This window comes from Pinisolibacter sp. (genome assembly GCF_036782435.1).
Classification (GTDB): domain Bacteria; phylum Pseudomonadota; class Alphaproteobacteria; order Rhizobiales; family Ancalomicrobiaceae; genus CALBKH01.
In genome coordinates, this window is record NZ_DAIPZB010000073.1 from 1 (window position 1) to 16,470 (window position 16,470).

General features: G+C 69.5%; 20 protein-coding genes. 14 read left to right on the top strand and 6 right to left on the bottom strand.

Features of this window, described 5'->3' with window-relative positions; translation table 11 throughout:
* The first annotated feature begins 159 nt into the window (after positions 1 to 159).
* From V7Q42_RS20050 to cynS, 5 genes are all read left to right on the top strand, one after another.
* Positions 160 to 684 carry a prolyl-tRNA synthetase associated domain-containing protein gene (locus V7Q42_RS20050; RefSeq protein WP_333826037.1) on the top strand — a complete coding sequence of 175 codons (525 nt, stop codon included), beginning with the start codon at positions 160 to 162 and terminating at the stop codon, positions 682 to 684.
* Between the two features lie 157 nt (positions 685 to 841).
* Positions 842 to 1,786 carry a thioredoxin gene (trxA, locus tag V7Q42_RS20055; protein ID WP_333826038.1) on the top strand — a complete coding sequence of 315 codons (945 nt, stop codon included), beginning with the start codon at positions 842 to 844 and terminating at the stop codon, positions 1,784 to 1,786.
* Between the two features lie 10 nt (positions 1,787 to 1,796).
* Positions 1,797 to 2,474 carry an LON peptidase substrate-binding domain-containing protein gene (locus tag V7Q42_RS20060; RefSeq protein WP_333826039.1) on the top strand — a complete coding sequence of 226 codons (678 nt, stop codon included), beginning with the start codon at positions 1,797 to 1,799 and terminating at the stop codon, positions 2,472 to 2,474.
* A 10-nt stretch (positions 2,475 to 2,484) separates the two neighbouring features.
* A complete protein-coding gene (locus V7Q42_RS20065) occupies positions 2,485 to 2,694 on the top strand; it encodes a Trm112 family protein (protein ID WP_333826040.1) in 210 nt (69 codons plus the stop codon).
* Positions 2,695 to 2,924: 230 nt separating this feature from the next.
* Positions 2,925 to 3,413, top strand: a complete 489-nt coding sequence (gene cynS, locus V7Q42_RS20070; protein WP_333826041.1) for a cyanase — start codon at positions 2,925 to 2,927, stop codon at positions 3,411 to 3,413.
* A gap of 79 nt (positions 3,414 to 3,492) precedes the next feature.
* On the opposite strand, the gene ftsY is transcribed toward cynS, so the two are convergent.
* From ftsY to dapF, 3 genes are read right to left on the bottom strand one after another with little or no spacing between them, the layout of a single operon-like run.
* A complete protein-coding gene (ftsY, locus tag V7Q42_RS20075; protein WP_333826042.1) occupies positions 3,493 to 4,761 on the bottom strand; it encodes a signal recognition particle-docking protein FtsY in 1,269 nt (422 codons plus the stop codon).
* A complete protein-coding gene (gene mtaB / locus V7Q42_RS20080) occupies positions 4,758 to 6,056 on the bottom strand; it encodes a tRNA (N(6)-L-threonylcarbamoyladenosine(37)-C(2))-methylthiotransferase MtaB (protein WP_333826043.1) in 1,299 nt (432 codons plus the stop codon). Before mtaB ends, ftsY begins: the two co-directional genes overlap by 4 nt.
* Positions 6,053 to 6,949 (bottom strand): diaminopimelate epimerase, encoded by an 897-nt coding sequence (dapF, locus tag V7Q42_RS20085; protein ID WP_333826044.1) that lies wholly within the window; start codon positions 6,947 to 6,949, stop codon positions 6,053 to 6,055. Before dapF ends, mtaB begins: the two co-directional genes overlap by 4 nt.
* 151 nt (positions 6,950 to 7,100) lie before the next feature.
* Here dapF and V7Q42_RS20090 point away from each other — a divergent pair, with 151 nt between their 5' ends.
* From V7Q42_RS20090 to rplS, 7 genes are all read left to right on the top strand, one after another.
* Entirely contained in the window at positions 7,101 to 7,718 is a 618-nt protein-coding gene (locus V7Q42_RS20090) for a class I SAM-dependent methyltransferase (protein ID WP_333826045.1), read from the top strand.
* A 230-nt stretch (positions 7,719 to 7,948) separates the two neighbouring features.
* A complete protein-coding gene (locus V7Q42_RS20095) occupies positions 7,949 to 8,827 on the top strand; it encodes a GyrI-like domain-containing protein (protein WP_333826046.1) in 879 nt (292 codons plus the stop codon).
* Positions 8,828 to 9,054: 227 nt separating this feature from the next.
* The gene (gene ffh, locus V7Q42_RS20100) at positions 9,055 to 10,566 is read left to right on the top strand and encodes a signal recognition particle protein (RefSeq protein ID WP_333826047.1); all 1,512 of its coding nucleotides are present in this window, start codon (positions 9,055 to 9,057) and stop codon (positions 10,564 to 10,566) included.
* A 127-nt stretch (positions 10,567 to 10,693) separates the two neighbouring features.
* Positions 10,694 to 11,053 (top strand): 30S ribosomal protein S16, encoded by a 360-nt coding sequence (gene rpsP, locus V7Q42_RS20105; RefSeq protein WP_333826048.1) that lies wholly within the window; start codon positions 10,694 to 10,696, stop codon positions 11,051 to 11,053.
* A 25-nt stretch (positions 11,054 to 11,078) separates the two neighbouring features.
* The gene (gene rimM / locus V7Q42_RS20110) at positions 11,079 to 11,636 is read left to right on the top strand and encodes a ribosome maturation factor RimM (protein WP_333826049.1); all 558 of its coding nucleotides are present in this window, start codon (positions 11,079 to 11,081) and stop codon (positions 11,634 to 11,636) included.
* Positions 11,633 to 12,340 carry a tRNA (guanosine(37)-N1)-methyltransferase TrmD gene (gene trmD / locus V7Q42_RS20115; RefSeq protein ID WP_333826050.1) on the top strand — a complete coding sequence of 236 codons (708 nt, stop codon included), beginning with the start codon at positions 11,633 to 11,635 and terminating at the stop codon, positions 12,338 to 12,340. The genes rimM and trmD overlap by 4 nt, the downstream gene beginning before the upstream one ends.
* 97 nt (positions 12,341 to 12,437) lie before the next feature.
* Positions 12,438 to 12,821: a 50S ribosomal protein L19 gene (gene rplS, locus V7Q42_RS20120; RefSeq protein ID WP_333826051.1), complete on the top strand. Its 384-nt coding sequence runs from the start codon at positions 12,438 to 12,440 to the stop codon at positions 12,819 to 12,821.
* 222 nt (positions 12,822 to 13,043) lie between these two features.
* Here the strand turns inward: rplS and V7Q42_RS20125 are convergent, their stop codons facing one another.
* Complete coding sequence (locus V7Q42_RS20125) at positions 13,044 to 13,799, bottom strand: class I SAM-dependent methyltransferase (protein ID WP_333826052.1); 756 nt, start codon at positions 13,797 to 13,799, stop codon at positions 13,044 to 13,046.
* Positions 13,800 to 13,937: 138 nt separating this feature from the next.
* On the opposite strand from V7Q42_RS20125, the gene gloB reads away from it, so the two are divergent.
* Positions 13,938 to 14,708 carry a hydroxyacylglutathione hydrolase gene (gloB, locus tag V7Q42_RS20130; RefSeq protein ID WP_333826053.1) on the top strand — a complete coding sequence of 257 codons (771 nt, stop codon included), beginning with the start codon at positions 13,938 to 13,940 and terminating at the stop codon, positions 14,706 to 14,708.
* 19 nt (positions 14,709 to 14,727) lie between these two features.
* A complete protein-coding gene (locus tag V7Q42_RS20135; RefSeq protein ID WP_442958243.1) occupies positions 14,728 to 15,186 on the top strand; it encodes a cupin domain-containing protein in 459 nt (152 codons plus the stop codon).
* Here the strand turns inward: V7Q42_RS20135 and yddG are convergent.
* Positions 15,172 to 16,059 (bottom strand): aromatic amino acid exporter YddG, encoded by an 888-nt coding sequence (gene yddG, locus V7Q42_RS20140; RefSeq protein WP_333826054.1) that lies wholly within the window; start codon positions 16,057 to 16,059, stop codon positions 15,172 to 15,174. The genes V7Q42_RS20135 and yddG overlap by 15 nt on opposite strands.
* A gap of 114 nt (positions 16,060 to 16,173) precedes the next feature.
* A partial coding sequence (locus V7Q42_RS20145) for a 3-hydroxyacyl-CoA dehydrogenase family protein (RefSeq protein ID WP_333826055.1) occupies positions 16,174 to 16,470 on the bottom strand: 297 nt, incomplete at its 5' end.

A 16,470-nucleotide genomic window follows, 5' to 3' on the forward strand; every position in this document is an offset into this window, starting at 1 on the left:
TCGTCGCAGGCGCCGATCGTCCCGCACACCACCAGCAGCAACACCTCCGGCAGCGATGAGCGAGCCGACCGACGAGTGAGGTGGGCGGTACCCTTCGTGACGGAAAGATTCTAGAAGAGCGCTTCGTCGAACCCGCGCCGACCGCACGAGACCCTTCCCATGCCACTGACCCGCGCCGATCTCCTCGCCCGCTTCGTCGAACTCGGCATCGAGACGAAGACCCACGACCACCCGGCGGTCTTCACCGTCGCCGAGAGCCGCGAGATCAAGCACGCGATCCCCGGCGGGCATTCGAAGAACCTGCTGCTCAAGGACAAGAAGGGGCGGGTGTTCCTGGTGACGGCGGAGGCCGATGCGGCGATCGATCTGAAGGCGATCTCGGACAAGATCGGCGCCTCGGGCCGCGTCACCTTCGGCAAGGCCGAGCTGCTGATGGAGCTTCTCGGCGTCATCCCCGGCGCGGTGACGCCGTTCGGGGTGGTCAACGACACGGAGGCGCAGGTCACCATGGTGATCGATGCGCCGATGATGGAGCACGAGATCCTCAACTTCCATCCGCTGGAGAACACCGCCACGACGTCGATCCGGCGCGAGGATCTGGTGCGCTTCCTCGGCGAAACCGGCCACCCGCCGCTGATCGTCACCGTTTCGAACGGCAAGATCGTGGTGGACGACGAGGGTTGAGCGGGCTCGCGCCTGCGACCGATCGGCGTTCGGCGAGACGGGGTGATTGCGGATCGCCGCCTTTGACCCCATCTTTCATTCGACATCCCGACACACGGTGCCGCGGCGAGTGCTCGCTCGACCCCACGGCATCCCGAAACGACCTCGGAAAGACACGATGACCGGCCCGACCTTCTCCTACGGCTCCGCCTTCCCCACGATGAAACCGGCCGCGGCCAAGCCCGCCGGCGGCGACGATCTGGTCAAGGAGACGACCACCGCCGAATTCATGACCGACGTCATCGACGCCTCCAAGCAGGTGCCGGTGCTGGTCGACTTCTGGGCCGAGTGGTGCGGGCCGTGCAAGCAGCTCGCGCCGACCATCGAGAAGGTGGTGCGCGCCGCCAAGGGGCGGGTGAAGCTGGTCAAGATGAACATCGACCATCACCCGGAAGTGGCGGGACAGATGGGCATCCGGTCGATCCCGGCGGTCATCGCCTTCAAGGGCGGCCAGCCGGTCGACGGCTTCATGGGTGCGGTGCCGGAGAGCCAGATCCAGACCTTCATCGACAAGGTCTGCGGTCCGGCCGCCCCCTCGGACGCCGAGGCGCTGGTGAGCGAGGCGCAGGCGGCGCTCGACGCCGGCGACGTCCAGTCGGCGATCGAGCTCTTCGCCCGGGCCCACCAGATGGAGCCGGAGAACCTCGACGCTCTGCTCGGCCTCGCCGACGTGCACGTCGCCATCCGCGATCTCGACACGGCGAAGAAACTCCTCGCCACGGTGCCGGCGGCCGCCGCCAAGGACCCGCGCGTCGCCGCGGTGCAGGCGCGCATCGCGCTCGCCGAGAAGACCGCGGCGCTCGGCGACCCGGTGGCGCTCGAGGCGCGCATCGCCCACGACCCGAACGACCATCAGGCGCGTTACGAGTTGGCGCTGATCCTGGCGGCGACCGGTCACGAACAGGCGGCGGTCGACAGTCTGATCGAGATCATCCGCCGCGACCGGCCGTGGAACGACGAGGCGGCGCGCAAGCAGCTTCTCACCTTCTTCGAGGCCTGGGGTCCGAAGGATCCGGCGACGCTCTACGGGCGCCGTCGCCTGTCGTCGGTCCTCTTCGCCTGAAGGAGCGATCATGACGCGTGCCGGCAATCGCTCCTACGAGGGTCCGGACGACCTGCCGGCGGTGATCCCGCTGTTTCCACTGACCGGGGCGCTGCTGCTGCCGCGCCGGGCGCTGCCGCTCAACGTCTTCGAGCCGCGTTATCTCGCCATGGTCGACGCGGCGCTCGCCGGCGATCGGTTGATCGGGCTGATCCAGCCGCGCATCGACGTGCCGGCCGGCGAGCGGGACCGCCGGCCGCCGCTGGAGGAGATCGGCTGTCTCGGGCGGATCACCCAGTTCGCCGAGACCGGTGACGGACGGACGATCATCACCCTGATCGGCATCGCCCGCTTCACCGTCACCGAGGAACTGGCGACCACCACGCCCTACCGCCAGGTGCGTTACGACTGCTCGGGCTTCGCCGACGATTTCCACACCGGGCTCGGTGAGGAGGCGGTCGATCGCTCGGCTCTGCTCGGGACGCTTCGCGCCTATCTCGACGCCAACGAGATGACGGTCGAGTGGTCGCATTTCGAGGCGGCCTCCAACGAGACGCTGGTCGACGGGCTGGCGATGATGTCGCCGTGCGGGCCGCGAGAGAAGCAGGCGCTGCTCGCGGCGCCGGACCTCGCCACCCGGGCGGCGCTCCTGGTGGCGATCACCGAGCGCACGCTCGAGGGCGACGGTGGGCCGACGCCGCTGCAGTGAGGGGGCCGAGATGACCGACGAAACCGCACTGGTGGAAGATCGTCGCCGTGGCCGGCTCGACCCGCGTCTGCTCGAACTGCTGGTCTGCCCCTTGACCCGCACGACGCTCGAATACGACGCCGAGCGGCAGGAACTGGTGTCGCGCGCCGCGCGTCTCGCCTATCCGATCCGCGACGGCATCCCGATCATGCTCGCCGACGAGGCGCGGCAGCTCGACTGAGGCCGTGCCGACCGGCCGAGGTTCGCTCGTCCGCGGTGTCGGATCTCTGCCCGGATAAGCGGCACCCTGCCTCGCCGGCGAGCGGGCCGCCGCTTCTTGCACACAGGATTCGGTCGCTTCTCCCTGGCACATCGCTTGCTCCCTTCGCTCCGCCGTCGGCGTCGGTCTCGTGACTCGCGGCGGCCGTGGCGGGGTCGTTTCCCGACACGATCCTCTCCCGGAGACGAGCGATGAAGCGTGAAGAGCTGACCGAGAAGATCCTCGACATCAAACGCGAGAAGGGCTGGAGCTGGGCCCACATCTGCAACGAGATCGGTGGCATGTCGCCGGTGCTGGTGGTCGGCGCCCTGCTCGGCCAGATGAAGTTGGTGAAGCCGCTGGCGGCACGCGCCGCCGGCCTCTTCGGGCTCACCGCGGCGGAAGAGGCGATGCTCAACGAAGTGCCGATGCGCGGCGCCGGGACGGCGATGCCGCCGACCGATCCGCTGATCTACCGCTTCTACGAGTTGGTGATGGTCAACGGCCCGGCGTGGAAGGCGCTGATCGAGGAGGAGTTCGGCGACGGCATCATGTCGGCGATCGACTTCGACATGGCGTTCGAGCGCGAGCCCAACCCGAAGGGCGACCGGGTGCGCATCACCATGTCGGGCAAGTTCCTGCCCTACAAGTACTACGGCGCCGAGCAGGGCGTCCCGGAATACGGCTTCAAGGAGAGCTGAGAACGAAGCGCGACGCCGTCGACGGCCGGCATGGTGCAGGCGCTCGTCGATCGGGTCGCGCGACCCGATGGCAACGGCCTCAGGCCGGTCGGCGCTCCAGGCCGGCGATGGCGCCGGCGAAATCGGCGGCATCGAAGGGTTCGAGGTCGTCGGCGCCTTCGCCGACGCCGATGAAATGCACCGGCAGGCCGAAACGCTCGGCGATGGCGACGAGGATGCCGCCGCGGGCGGTGCCGTCGAGCTTGGTCATGACCAGCCCGGTGACGCCGGCGACCTTGCCGAAGATCTCGACCTGATTGACGGCGTTCTGGCCGGTGGTGGCGTCGAGGGTGAGGATGACGTCGTGCGGCGCCGACGGATCCTGCTTCTTGATGACCCGGACCACCTTCTCGAGCTCGGCCATCAGCTCGGCGCGGTTCTGCAGCCGTCCGGCGGTGTCGATGACGAGCACGTCGGAGCCGGCGGACTTCGCCGCGGCAAGGGCGTCGAAGGCGAGGGAGGCGGCGTCCGCGCCGGGTTCGCGGGCGATCACCGAGGCGCCGGTGCGGCCGCCCCAGATCTTCAACTGCTCGATCGCGGCGGCGCGGAAGGTGTCGCCGGCGCACAGCGTCACCGACTTGCCTTCGCGGCCGAGCTTCATGGCGAGCTTGCCGATGGTGGTGGTCTTGCCGGAACCGTTGACACCGACCACCAGCACCACGTGCGGACGGTGCGACGAGGCGATGTCGAGGGGCTTGGCGACCGGCGCCAGCACCTTCTCGACCTCGGCGGCGAGCACGGAGCGCACCTCGTGGTCGGTGATCTCCTTGTCGTAGCGGTCGCGGCGTAGGGCGTCGGTGATCTTCGTCGCGGTGGCGAGGCCGAGATCGGCCTGGATCAGGATGTCCTCGAGCTCGTCCAGCGTGTCGTCGTCGAGCTTGCGCTTGGTGAAGATCGCCGAGATGCCGGAGCCGAGCGCCGTCGAGGTGCGCGACAGGCCGGTCTTGAGCTTCTGCCACCAGGTGGTCTTCTTCGGCGCCGCGTCTTCGACCGGCCGCGCCGGGGTGATCTCCAGCGGGGCGGGAGCCGGTTCCGGGGCTACTGCGAGCTCCGGCGCCGAGATCGCCTCGGGCGTCGCGGTGGTCTCGACCTCGGTCGGAACGGCTTCGGCGGAGGGGGGGGCGGGGGCCGGCACGGCGGCGGGCGGTGTCGGGCTCGTCTCGGTGGCGGTGGCGACGTCGGCGGTGGCCGGCGTCTCGGGTGTCGGTTCCGGCGCCGGTTCGGGCGCGGTCGGCGGGGTGGCGGCGGCGGGCGGCTGCTTGCCGCCGAACCACCGTCCGAACAGTCCGCGCTTATCGCCTTCGCTCATCTCGTCGCCTCGTCTTTCCGATCCGAAAGGGCCTCGGCTCGGAGACTTAAGCCATCCCGCGCCACGACGCGAGCCGCGACGATGTCGCCGGGCGGCAGATTGGAAACGCCGCCAGCCGCCACCCGGACAGGGACGAACTGTTCGGTATGGCCGAAGTCGTCCTTTTCGATCAGCACCCGCTCGACGGCGCCGAGGCGGGCTTCGAGATGGGCGACGGTCGCGGCTTCACCGGTGGCGCGCAGCCGGGCGGCGCGTTCCTTGACCACCGTCTTCTCCAGCCGCGGCATGCGCGCCGCCGGCGTGCCCGGCCGGGCGGAGAAAGGGAAGACGTGGGTGAAGGTGAGGCCGCAGTCGGCGATCAGGCGCAGCGTGTTGTCGAACATCGCGTCGGTCTCGGTCGGGAAACCGGCGATGAGGTCGGCGCCGAAGACGATGTCGGGGCGGCGCGCCTTCAGGTCGGCGCAGAAGCGCACCGCGTCGTCGCGCGCATGGCGGCGCTTCATGCGCTTGAGGATCAGGTCGTCGCCCGACTGCAGCGACAGATGGAGATGCGGCATCAGCCGCGGCTCGCCGGCGACGAGGTCGACGAGTTCGGGGTCGGCCTCCACCGAGTCGATCGAGGAGATGCGCAGCCGCTCGAGATCGGGCGCGTGGTGCAAGAGGCCGGCGACGAGCGATCCGAGCTTCGGTGCGCCCGGCAGGTCGCCGCCCCAGGAGGTGATGTCGACGCCGGTGAGCACCACCTCGCGATAGCCGCGCTCGGTCAGCCGCTTCACCTGCTCGACGACGGCGCCCGCCGGCACCGAGCGGGAATTGCCGCGGCCGTAGGGGATGATGCAGAAGGTGCAGCGGTGGTCGCAGCCGTTCTGCACCTGGACGAAGGCGCGGGTGCGCTCCTCGAAGCCGGCGACCATGTGGGACGCGGTCTCGCGCACCGAGAAGATGTCGTTGACCCGCACCTTCTCGGTCTCGGAGATGCCGAAATCGGCGAGTGCGGTCCAGCTCGACGCTTCGAGCTTGGCGTCGTTGCCGAGGACCAGATCGACCTCGGCCATCTCGGCGAATCTCTCCGGCTCGATCTGCGCGGCGCAGCCGGTGACGACGATGCGGGCGCCGGGGCGCTCGCGGCGGGTGCGGCGGATGGTCTGGCGGGCCTGACGGACGGCTTCCGCGGTCACCGCGCAGGTGTTGACGATGACGACGTCGTCGAGCCCGGCGGCGGCGGCCTGTTCGCGCATGGTTTCGGACTCGGCCGTATTCAAGCGGCAGCCGAGGGTGACGAGCTCGACGCTCACTCCGCCGCTCCACGGGTCGGCATCTCGATGCGTCGCCAGGTCAGCGTGTCGCGATCGAGCAGGCCCTCGAATTCGGTCTCGACCGGGCCGGTCATCATCACGTGGCCGTCGGCCTCGCGCCAATCGATGAGGAGATCGCCGCCGGGCAGGGTCACGGTGACGCGGCGGCCGGTGCGGCGGGTGCGGGCGGCGGCCACCGCGGCGGCGCAGGCGCCGGTGCCGCAGGCGCGGGTGATGCCGGCGCCGCGTTCCCACACCTTGAGGATCAGGCTCTCGCGGCCGGTGACGTGGGCGAGTGAGATGTTGGCGCGCTCGGGGAACATCGGGTGGTTCTCGAGCATCGGTCCCAGGCGCTCGAGATCGTAGGCCTCGACGTCGTCGACCCAGAAGATGGCGTGGGGGTTGCCCATCGAGACGCAGGAGGGCGAATGCAGGATCGGCTCGTCGATCGGGCCGATCTGCAACTCGATGGCGCGGGTGTCGGCGAAGGGTTCGGCGAGCGGGATCTCGTTCCACTTCAGCCGCGGCTCTCCCATGTCGACGGTGACCATCTCCGGTTCGCCGGCGTCGGAAGCGTAGAGCAGGCCGGCGCGGGTCTCGATGGTGACGTCGCTCTTGCCCTTCTCCTTCATCAGCACCGCGCCGATGCAGCGGGTGGCGTTGCCACAGGCGGAGACCTCGCCGCCGTCGGCGTTGTCGATGCGCATGAAGGCGTCGGCGCCGGCCGGCGACGTTTCGATGGTGATCATCTGATCGAAGCCGATCCCGGTCGTCCGGTCCGCCAGACGCGCGATCTCGGCCGGGGTCAGACGCGGGCTGCCGGCGCGCGCGTCGAACACCAGGAAGTCGTTGCCGAGCCCGTTCATCTTGCGAAAGGGGATGGCGGTGGTCATGGTCGCTCCTCGAGGGATCACCGTCGCTTCGCGGGTGTTCGGGCGTACAGGTTTCGGGCGCACACGAACATGCGGCCGGGCGAGGCCCGCCGGTGGTCTTCCGAACATATGGCGAAGATCGCCCGAAAAAGCCAGTCACGAGGACGTTTCGATGAGCGAATCCGCCGCCCCTGCGATCAATCCCCACGGCCATGGCCGCGCCTCCGACTGGGTCGAGCGTTTCCTTCCCGGCGTCGCGGCGAGCGGCACGGTGCTCGATCTCGCCTGTGGCGCCGGGCGGCACCTGCGCCGGGCGCTCACGCTCGGCCATCCGGTGGTGGGGCTCGACCGCGACGTCTCCGGCCTCGCCGATCTCGAAGGGCGCGGCGACGTCGAGATCGTCGTCCACGATCTCGAGGCGCCGGGCGGGCTCGATTTTCCCTGGGGGACGCGCCGCTTCGCCGGGGTGATCGTCACCAACTATCTGTTCCGGCCGCTGCTGACGCGTCTCGCCGATCTCGTCGCCGAGGACGGCATCCTGATCTACGAGACCTTCGCCCGCGGCCAGGAGCGTTTCGGCAAGCCGTCGAACCCGGACTTCATGCTGGCGCCGAACGAATTGTTGCGGCCGGAGACGCTCGGCGATCTCGTCGTCGTCGGGTTCGAGCAGGGCGAGCTGCCCGCGGAGTTCACCGTGACGCGGGCGCCGAAGATCGTCCAACGGCTGGCGGCGGTCGGACCGGAGCACCCCTGGGCCCACGCCGCGCCGCGCCGGCTCGGCGGGATCTGAAGACCCCGGACCGGCGTGTCGCGAGCGCGGTGAGGAGGTGGATCGGCGTCGTCTCGGTGCATCTCGGCGGGTCGCCGCCGCGGCCGTGCCCGCGACGTTCGGACGGGCGCGAAACCGGTGGAATTTCGTGCAAGCGCCTACCGAATGCGCCATGCTTCGGCCGATTTCGATTCGTACATCGGTCGTGTTTCAGGGGACCGATACAACCCGAAAGGTGTGCGATCATGCGCATGACCGCGAAGATGAGCGCCGCGGCGCTGTTCACCCTCGGCTCACTCGCCGCCTTGCCGGCGGTCGGCCTGGCGCAGGAAGCGGCGCCGAAGCCCGCGGAAGCTCCGGCCGCAGCCGCAGCCGCTCCCGCCGCGCCTGCTCCAGCTCCCGCAGCCGCCGAAGCGCCGAAGCCGGCCGCTCCGGCCGAGGTGGCGCCCGCCGCACCCGCACCCGCCGAGGCCGCGAAACCGGCCACCCCGGCTCCCGCCGAAGCCGCCAAGCCGGCTGAGCCCGCGCCTGCCGCGGAAGCCGCGAAGCCGGCAGCTCCTGCTCCTGCCGCCGCGCCCGCGGAAGCCGCCAAGCCGGCGGCCCCTGCGGAAGCCGGCAAGCCTGCGGCACCGGACGAGGCCGCCGCTCCGGCGCCGGACAGCGCCGAAGTCGCCCCGCCGGAAGAGGTCGATCTGCCGGAACGTCCGGTTCTCGCCATCGAGGGTCACGGCGCCTGGGAAGAGGCCGAGGACAAGCTCGGCAACGCCTTCGAACAGTTGGCGATCGCCGCCAAGAAGGCGGGGGTCAAGCCCGACGGTGCGCCGCTGGTCGAGTATGTCGAGAGCGACGAGAACGGCTTCTCCTTCGTGGTGATGCTGCCGGTCGACAAGGCGCCGGGCAAGGGCAAGCTGCCCAAGGGCGTCAAGGCCGACGTCTCGCCCGCCGGTCCGGCTCTGCGCTTCTCGCCGTCCGCCGCCGCCGACGATCTCGACGCGGTCTATTCCCGTATCGACGAATACCTCGCCGCCAACGGTCTCACCGTCACGGCGATGATCGAAGAATACGGCGAGGACGCCATCGCTTCGCCGGAAGATCGCGTCGTCGTCGACATCTACGTCTTCGTCGAGTGATCCGGCCGGTGAGCATCCTCACGGGGCGGGCGAAGATTGACTCTTCGCCCGCCCTTCTCTATGGAAGCGCGACTCTCGCCGACTTCGTCGTCGATCCCTCAGCCGACCGGGGCATCGGATAAGCCCCCGGAGGCGAACGTCCGCCAGCGCGTTGCGCCCGCGGGCGCGTTTTCGTTTGGGGATCGGTCGCGTCGTCGGTGCGTAGGCAACAACGGATCGAGCGACGAATGTTCGAGAACCTTTCGGAACGGTTGTCCGGGATTCTGGACAAGCTCACCCGCCGCGGCGCCCTCACCGAGGCCGACGTCGGCGAGGCGATGCGCGAGGTTCGCCGCGCCCTGATCGAGGCCGACGTCGCTCTCGACGTGGTCAAGTCCTTCACCGACAAGGTCAAACACCGCGCCGTCGGCCACGAGGTGCTGCGCTCGGTCACCCCCGGCCAGCAGGTCATCAAGATCGTCCACGACGTCCTCGTCGAGACGTTGGGGTCGACCGCCAAGCCGATCGATCTCGACGCGCCGGCGCCGGTCACCATCATGATGGTCGGCCTCCAGGGCTCGGGTAAGACGACGACCACCGCCAAGATCGGCAAGCGGCTCTCCGAGCGGGCCAAGGCCAAGGTGCTGCTCGCCTCGCTCGACACCCGCCGTCCGGCGGCGCAGGAGCAGTTGCGCGTCCTCGGCGAGCAGAACCAGATCGATACGCTGCCGATCGTCGCCGGCCAGACGCCGGTGCAGATCGCCGAGCGCGCCCAGATGGCCGCCCGTCTCGGCGGCTACGACGTCGTCATCCTCGATACCGCCGGCCGCATCCACATCGACGAGCCGCTGATGCTCGAGATGGCGGAGATCAAGAAGGTCGGCAAGCCGCACGAGATCCTGCTGGTCGCCGACGCGCTGACCGGCCAGGACGCGGTCCATCTCGCCCGCTCGTTCGACGAGCGGGTCGGCATCACCGGCATCGTGCTCACCCGTATGGACGGCGACGGCCGCGGCGGCGCGGCGCTGTCGATGCGCGCGGTGACCGGCAAGCCGATCAAGCTGGTCGGCGTCGGCGAAAAGGCCGACGCGCTCGAGGACTTCGATCCGGCGCGCATCGCCGGCCGTATCCTCGGCATGGGCGACATCGTCGCGCTGGTCGAGAAGGCGGCGGCCGAGATCGACATCAAGAAGGCGGCCGACATGGCCGCCAAGATGAAGAAGGGTCAGTTCGACCTGGACGATCTCGCCGATCAGCTCGGGCAGATGAAGAAGCTCGGCGGCATGAAGGGCATCATGGGAATGCTGCCCGGCATGGGCAAGCTCAAGGGCCAGCTCGACGGCTTCGACGAGAAGGTCTTCGACCGCCAGATCGCCATCATCCGCTCGATGACCGCCAAGGAGCGCCGCAAGCCGGAGATCCTCGCGGCCAGCCGCAAGCGCCGCATCGCGAGCGGCTCCGGCACCAGGGTCGAGGAGATCAACAAGCTCCTCAAGATGCATCGCCAGATGGCCGACATGATGAAGGCGATGGGCAAGAAGAAGGGCGGCCTGTTCGGTGGCCTCGGCGGGCTCCTCGGCGGCGGCATGCCGCAGATGGATCCGGCCGAGCTCGAGGCGATGGCCAAGTCCGGGCAGATGCCGCAGCTCCCCCCCGGTCTCGGCGGGATGGGCGGCATGCCGACCCTGCCCAAGGGCATGGGGATGCCGGGCATGGGTCTGCCGAAGGGGCCGCTGCCGCCCGGCTTCCGGAAGAAGTGAGGTTTCCCGCTTTCTCCTCGCGGGGTCGCTCGAGGCGGGCCGCGGGGGAGGAGCGCGAGAGTTTCGGAATTCCCGGAGGTTCGCCTCCGGTCACAGGACAGAACATCGAAGGAAAGGAACCGAGCCCATGTCGCTCAAGATCCGTCTCGCCCGTGGTGGCTCCAAGAAGCGCCCGTTCTATCGCATCGTCGTCGCCGACGCCCGCAGCCCCCGCGACGGCCGCTTCATCGAGAAGGTCGGCACCTACAACCCGATGCTCGCCAAGGACTCGGCCGATCGCGTGACCCTCGTCACCGAGCGCCTCACCCACTGGCTCTCCGTCGGCGCCCAGCCGACCGACCGTGTGGCCCGTTTCCTCGACGCCGCCGGCCTGATGAAGCGCGCGCCGCGCAACAACCCGCAGCAGGCCGAGCCGGGCAAGAAGGCCCAGGAGCGCGCCGCCGAGAAGGCCAAGAAGGCCGAAGCCGCCGCCGACGCGGCCGAGTGATCGGTGCGAAGCGGAGTGAGTGACGATGAGCGGTGATGATCGGGTCCTCGTCGGACAGGTCGGGGCCGCTCACGGCATCCGCGGCGAGGTGAGGGTCAAATCCTTCACCGATCCGATCGATGCGATCGCCGACTACGGTCCGCTCTCGAGCTCCAAGGGTGGGCGGCTCACCATCGACCGGATGCGCGACCAGGGCACCATGCTCGTCGTGAAGTTCCGCGAGGTGGCCGACCGCACCGCGGCCGAGAAGCTCAACGGCGCCGAGCTCTTCGTCGACCGCTCCGCTCTGCCGGAGCCCGAAGACGACGAGACCTTCTACCACACCGACCTGATCGGGCTCGCGGTGGTGGACGAGGCGGGAAAGCGGCTCGGCGAGGTCGTCGCGGTGCCGAGCTTCGGCGCCGGCGATCTGCTCGAAGTCCGGCCCGCCGAAGGGACGAGCTTCTACCTGCCGTTCACGCTGGCCTGCGTGCCGGTGGTGGACGTGAAGGGTGGACGCGTCGTCGTCACGCCGCCGGAGGGCTTCTTCCGCGAGGAGAAGCCGGAGGCGGGCGAGGACGGCGCGGAGGGCGAGGAGACGTGACCGGCTTCGCCGCCACGGTTCTGACCCTCCATCCGGAGATGTTCCCGGGACCACTCGGGGTGTCTCTGGCGGGCAAGGCGCTCACCAAGGGCCTGTGGTCGCTCGACACGGTGCAGATCCGCGACTTCGCGGAAGGCAAGCACCGGTCGGTCGACGACACGCCGGCGGGCGGCGGTCCGGGGATGGTGCTGCGCGCCGACGTGGTCGCCAAGGCGATCGACTCGGTGGCGGCGGACGACCGACCCCGGCTGCTGATGAGCCCGCGGGGGAGGCCGCTCTCGCAGGAGTTCGTCCGCGAACTCGCGGCGGGACCGGGCGTGGTGGTCCTGTGCGGGCGCTTCGAAGGCGTCGACGAACGGGTGATCGAAGGACGCGGGCTGATCGAGGTGTCGATCGGCGACTACGTCCTCTCCGGTGGCGAGATCGCCGCCATGGTGCTCCTCGATGCGGCCGTCCGGCTGATCGACGGGGTGATGGGCAAGCTGGAATCCGGTTCGGAGGAGAGCTTCGAGACCGGGCTCCTGGAATACCCGCACTACACCCGGCCGCAGGTCTGGGAGGGGCGGACCATCCCGGAGGTGCTGACCTCGGGAGATCATGCGGCGATCGCCCGTTGGAAGCGGGGGGAAGCCGAGCGGATCACCCGCGAGCGGCGCCCCGATCTCTGGAACCGTCCCCGGCCAGCCGGGGGAAGCGAAAAGTGACGAATCGCGCGCCGCGAACGCCTCGAGTCGACGACGGGGGCATGACAAGCGGCGAGACATCGAGTATAGGCAACGCAACTTTCCGAACAGGTGACCCATGAACATCATCGAACAGCTCGAGAAGGAGCAGGCTGCGGCCATCGCCGAGAAGCGCAAGCTCCCCGAATTCGCCCCCGGTGACACCGTCCGCGTCAACGTCCGTGTCGTCGAAGGCAACCGCACCCGTGTGCAGGCCTACGAGGGCGTCTGCATCGCGCGCGCCGGCTCGGGCCTCAACGAGAGCTTCACCGTCCGCAAGATCTCCTACGGCGAGGGCGTCGAGCGCGTCTTCCCGTGCTACTCGCCGCTGGTCGAGGGCGTGGACGTGGTGCGTCGCGGCAAGGTCCGTCGCGCCAAGCTCTACTACCTGCGTGGCCTCACCGGTAAGGCCGCTCGTATCGTCGAGCGTCAGGAGAAGAAGACCGTCGCCGCCGCCGAGTGATCGGGCGCACGGGATCTTTCCGAAGATCTTCGAGAGGCCGGGAGCGATCCCGGCCTCTTCGTATTTTCCGCGGCGTGTCGGGCGGCGACGGGCTCATACCGAGCCCATGAAGTTCTGACCTGTTCAGAACTTCATGGGCGATGGCAAGCCCGAACGGGCGTCGGCCGGTCAGGCCGTAACGCTGATGAATTTCGGACGAGTCCGAAATTCATCAGCCCGGTATCAGAGGGTCTCGGCCGACTCGTGCCGCGCCTCTTCGAGCGCCAGGGCGGGGCGGAAGACCGGGGCGGTGCGCAGGCGGCCACCGACGCGCTGGGGGATGCCCTGATAGAGCTGCTTGGTCGCCTCGACCACCAGGAGGCCGGCGAAGCCGGGCCAGGTGCGGGTGCCGAAGCGCTCCAGCGTCGCCGCCGAGCGCATCGCGAGGCGCCGGGTCGAGGGCAGCATGTAGAGGGCGCCGCGCCAGTCGATCGGCGAGAACAGGGCGTCCTTGAGCGCCGTGTCGAGCTGGCCCTGGGTGAAAGGACGGCCGAAACCGAAAGGCGTCGTCTCGAGCCGGGCCCAGAGGCCGATACGGTTGGGCACCACGGCGATCAGCCGGCCGCCCGGCGCCATCACCCGCCAGACCTCGCGCAACACCTCGCCGGGATCGTCCGCCGTCTCGAGGGCGTGGACGAGCAGCATCCGGTCGATGGAACTGTCGGGCAGCGGCAGGGCGCATTCGTCGACGAGGGCGGTGGCCGAGGGGCCCTCGGAGGGCCAGTTCACCACGCCCTGGCGGGCCGGCATGAAGCCGATCACCCGCTCGGCCCGGCCGAGGAAGGGGCGCAGGAACGGCGTTGCGTAACCGAGGCCGAGGACGCGGTCGCCGGAGACCTTCGGCCACATCTCGACGAGCTTGGCGCGAAGATGCCGGCGCACCAGCGTGCCGAGCGGCCCGCCGTAGAAGTTCCTCAGATCGACGACGTCGACGTACATCGCGTGGGTTCCGTGCGCGGATCGGTCTTCCGTTCGGAGCGAACGATCGCCATCCTGTCAGGAGAATGTTAGTCGAAGGTGGACGACGGGGCGAGCGACCCGCCGTCACAAGCTCGGACCGAGGAGACGTGCCCGACGATGATCGAGATCCGCCAGTTCCCCGCCCGCGACGACAATTATGCCGTCCTCGTCCACGACACGGAGTCGGGCGCCACCGCCACGATCGACGCGCCGGAGGAAGAAGCGATCCTCGATGCGCTGGAGGAGACCGGCTGGCGGCTCACCGACATCTTCGTCACCCATCACCACTACGACCACATCGAGGCGGTGAAGGCGCTGAAGGATCGCTTCGGCGCGCGCGTCGTCGCTTCCGTCTACGACACCGAGAAGGGGCGGGTGCCGGAGGTCGATCGGGCGGTGGGCGACGGCGAGCACATCTTCCTCGGCAAGACGCGGGTCGATGTTTTCGCGGTGCCCGGCCATACGCTCGGCCACGTCGCCTATCACATCCCCTCCGCTCATGCCCTCTTCGCCGGCGACACGCTGTTCGCGCTCGGCTGCGGGCGGCTGTTCGAAGGGACGGCGGCCGAGATGTGGGCGTCGCTGAAGAAGCTCCGGGCGCTGCCGGGCGAGACGATGGTCTATTGCGGCCACGAATACACGCAAGGAAACGCCCGTTTCGCTCTGACCATCGAGCCGCAGTCGTCGGCGCTGGCGCGCCGCGCCAAGGAGATCGACGCGGCTCGCGATCAGGGGTTGGCGACGGTGCCCTCGCGGCTCGCCGACGAGATCGCCACCAACCCGTTCCTGCGGGCCGACGTCGCGGAAGTGAAGTCGGCGATCGGCATGTTGGAGGCCTCGGACGAGGCGGTCTTCGCCGAGATCCGCGAACGCAAGAATCGCTTCTGATCGCTCCTCGGAGGTGCCGATGATGCCGCCCGCCGATCTCTCCGCGGTCGAGGTGATCCGCCTGCTCGATCTCGCGCCGCACCCGGAGGGTGGGCATTTCCGCGAGACCTTCCGCGATCGCACGGGACCCGACGGGCGGGCGCGGTCGACGGCGATCTATTTTCTGCTGGCGGCCGACGAGGTGTCGCATTGGCACCGGGTCGACGCGGTGGAGACCTGGCACTGGTACGGGGGCGCGCCCCTTGCTCTCACCGTCTCGGAGAACGGCCACGACGCCTGGAGCCTGCATCTCGGGCCGGATCTGGCGAGCGGCCAGCGGCCCCAGGCGGTGGTGCCGAAGGATGCCTGGCAGAGCGCCGTCAGCCTCGGGCGCTGGACGCTCGTCGGCTGCACGGTGGCGCCGGGGTTCGAGTTCGCCGGGTTCGAGATGGCGCCGCAGGACTGGCGGCCGAGCCCGCGGCCGTCACGGCTGGGCTGATGTCTTGCGGCGCAGCAGCAGGTCCTTGGAGGCGATCATCGCGCCGAGGGTGATGGCGACCGCGGCGAAGCCGACCGGCGCGGAGAAGGTGCCCCAGCCGGCGAGGATCAGCAGCAGGGTGGAGACGAGCGGCGAGAGATAGCTCGCCGCGCCGAGCACCTGGATGTCGCCGCGCTTGACGCCGTGGTCCCAGACGAAGAAGGCGAGGCCGACGGGGAAGAGGCCGAGGCCGACGACGGCGGCCCATTGCAGCGGGCCATCGGGCCACACCGTCTCCTCGAAGGCGAGATGGCAGGGGACCGAGAGCGCCGCGGTCGCCAAACAGAATCCGGCGACGGTGGCGGTCGGGACGGCGCCGAGGCGGCGCGACAGGATCGAATAGCCGGCCCAGGTCACCGCCGAACCGACCGCGGCGAGATAGCCGAGGACATGGGCCGGATCGATGTCGAGGCCGCGGCCGCGGGTGACGATGGCGCCGGCGCCGAGGAGGCCGAGCAGGGCGCCGATCACGTGATGGGGCCGCAGCCGCTCGCCCGGCAAGAGGCCGGAGAAGACGACGATGAGCAGCGGCCACAGGTAGTTGACGAGGTTCGCCTCGACCGGCGGGGCGAGCCGCAGCGAGGTGAAGTAGAAGGCGTGGAAGCCGAAGAGGCCGCCGATGCCGAGCGCCCAGACCTTCCAGGGTTGGCGCAGCACCGCGAGACGGCCGGTGACGGCGAGCCACAGGGTCGCGGTCAGGCCGGAGATGGCGAAGGCCATGGCGGTCATCTGGAAGGCCGGCACCCGACCGGAGGTGGCGGTCAGGAGACCGAGGGCCGACCACATCAGGATGGCGGTGAGGCCGATCAGCGTGGCGAGGGTGCGTGGCGACATGGGGCGCGCGAGCCTCGTGAAACGGGTTGCGGCGGTTCGCTTCGCGATGCCGGAAAAGGAAAAGGCGCCTCCGAGGGTCTCGGACGCGCCTTCGTCTGGCCCGAGATCGCCGGATCAGCGGGTCGGGACGGGCTTCTCGCCGCGGTAGTCGTAGAAGCCGCGCTGGGTCTTGCGACCGAGCCAGCCGGCCTCGACGTACTTCACCAGGAGCGGGCAGGGGCGGTACTTCGAATCCGCCAGACCCTCGTAGAGCACCTGCATGATCGACAGGCAGGTGTCGAGGCCGATGAAGTCGGCGAGCTGCAGCGGGCCCATCGGGTGATTGGCGCCGAGCCGCATGGCGGTGTCGATGGCGTCGACCGAGCCCACGCCCTCGTAGAGCGTGTAGATCGCCTCGTTGATCATCGGCAG

What these genes read in the sequence shown, in the direction of transcription:
- V7Q42_RS20060 (WP_333826039.1), top strand. Translation starts at nt 1,797, where the DNA reads ATGACGCGTGCCGGCAATCGCTCCTACGAGGGTCCGGACGACCTGCCG.
- V7Q42_RS20125 (WP_333826052.1), bottom strand. Translation starts at nt 13,799, where the DNA reads ATGTACGTCGACGTCGTCGATCTGAGGAACTTCTACGGCGGGCCGCTC.
- V7Q42_RS20095 (WP_333826046.1), top strand. Translation starts at nt 7,949, where the DNA reads ATGACCGCGAAGATGAGCGCCGCGGCGCTGTTCACCCTCGGCTCACTC.
- ffh (WP_333826047.1), top strand. Translation starts at nt 9,055, where the DNA reads ATGTTCGAGAACCTTTCGGAACGGTTGTCCGGGATTCTGGACAAGCTC.
- rplS (WP_333826051.1), top strand. Translation starts at nt 12,438, where the DNA reads ATGAACATCATCGAACAGCTCGAGAAGGAGCAGGCTGCGGCCATCGCC.
- V7Q42_RS20090 (WP_333826045.1), top strand. Translation starts at nt 7,101, where the DNA reads ATGAGCGAATCCGCCGCCCCTGCGATCAATCCCCACGGCCATGGCCGC.
- V7Q42_RS20065 (WP_333826040.1), top strand. Translation starts at nt 2,485, where the DNA reads ATGACCGACGAAACCGCACTGGTGGAAGATCGTCGCCGTGGCCGGCTC.
- cynS (WP_333826041.1), top strand. Translation starts at nt 2,925, where the DNA reads ATGAAGCGTGAAGAGCTGACCGAGAAGATCCTCGACATCAAACGCGAG.
- rimM (WP_333826049.1), top strand. Translation starts at nt 11,079, where the DNA reads ATGAGCGGTGATGATCGGGTCCTCGTCGGACAGGTCGGGGCCGCTCAC.
- V7Q42_RS20050 (WP_333826037.1), top strand. Translation starts at nt 160, where the DNA reads ATGCCACTGACCCGCGCCGATCTCCTCGCCCGCTTCGTCGAACTCGGC.
- yddG (WP_333826054.1), bottom strand. Translation starts at nt 16,059, where the DNA reads ATGTCGCCACGCACCCTCGCCACGCTGATCGGCCTCACCGCCATCCTG.
- ftsY (WP_333826042.1), bottom strand. Translation starts at nt 4,761, where the DNA reads ATGAGCGAAGGCGATAAGCGCGGACTGTTCGGACGGTGGTTCGGCGGC.
- gloB (WP_333826053.1), top strand. Translation starts at nt 13,938, where the DNA reads ATGATCGAGATCCGCCAGTTCCCCGCCCGCGACGACAATTATGCCGTC.
- V7Q42_RS20135 (WP_442958243.1), top strand. Translation starts at nt 14,728, where the DNA reads ATGATGCCGCCCGCCGATCTCTCCGCGGTCGAGGTGATCCGCCTGCTC.
- trxA (WP_333826038.1), top strand. Translation starts at nt 842, where the DNA reads ATGACCGGCCCGACCTTCTCCTACGGCTCCGCCTTCCCCACGATGAAA.
- rpsP (WP_333826048.1), top strand. Translation starts at nt 10,694, where the DNA reads ATGTCGCTCAAGATCCGTCTCGCCCGTGGTGGCTCCAAGAAGCGCCCG.
- dapF (WP_333826044.1), bottom strand. Translation starts at nt 6,949, where the DNA reads ATGACCACCGCCATCCCCTTTCGCAAGATGAACGGGCTCGGCAACGAC.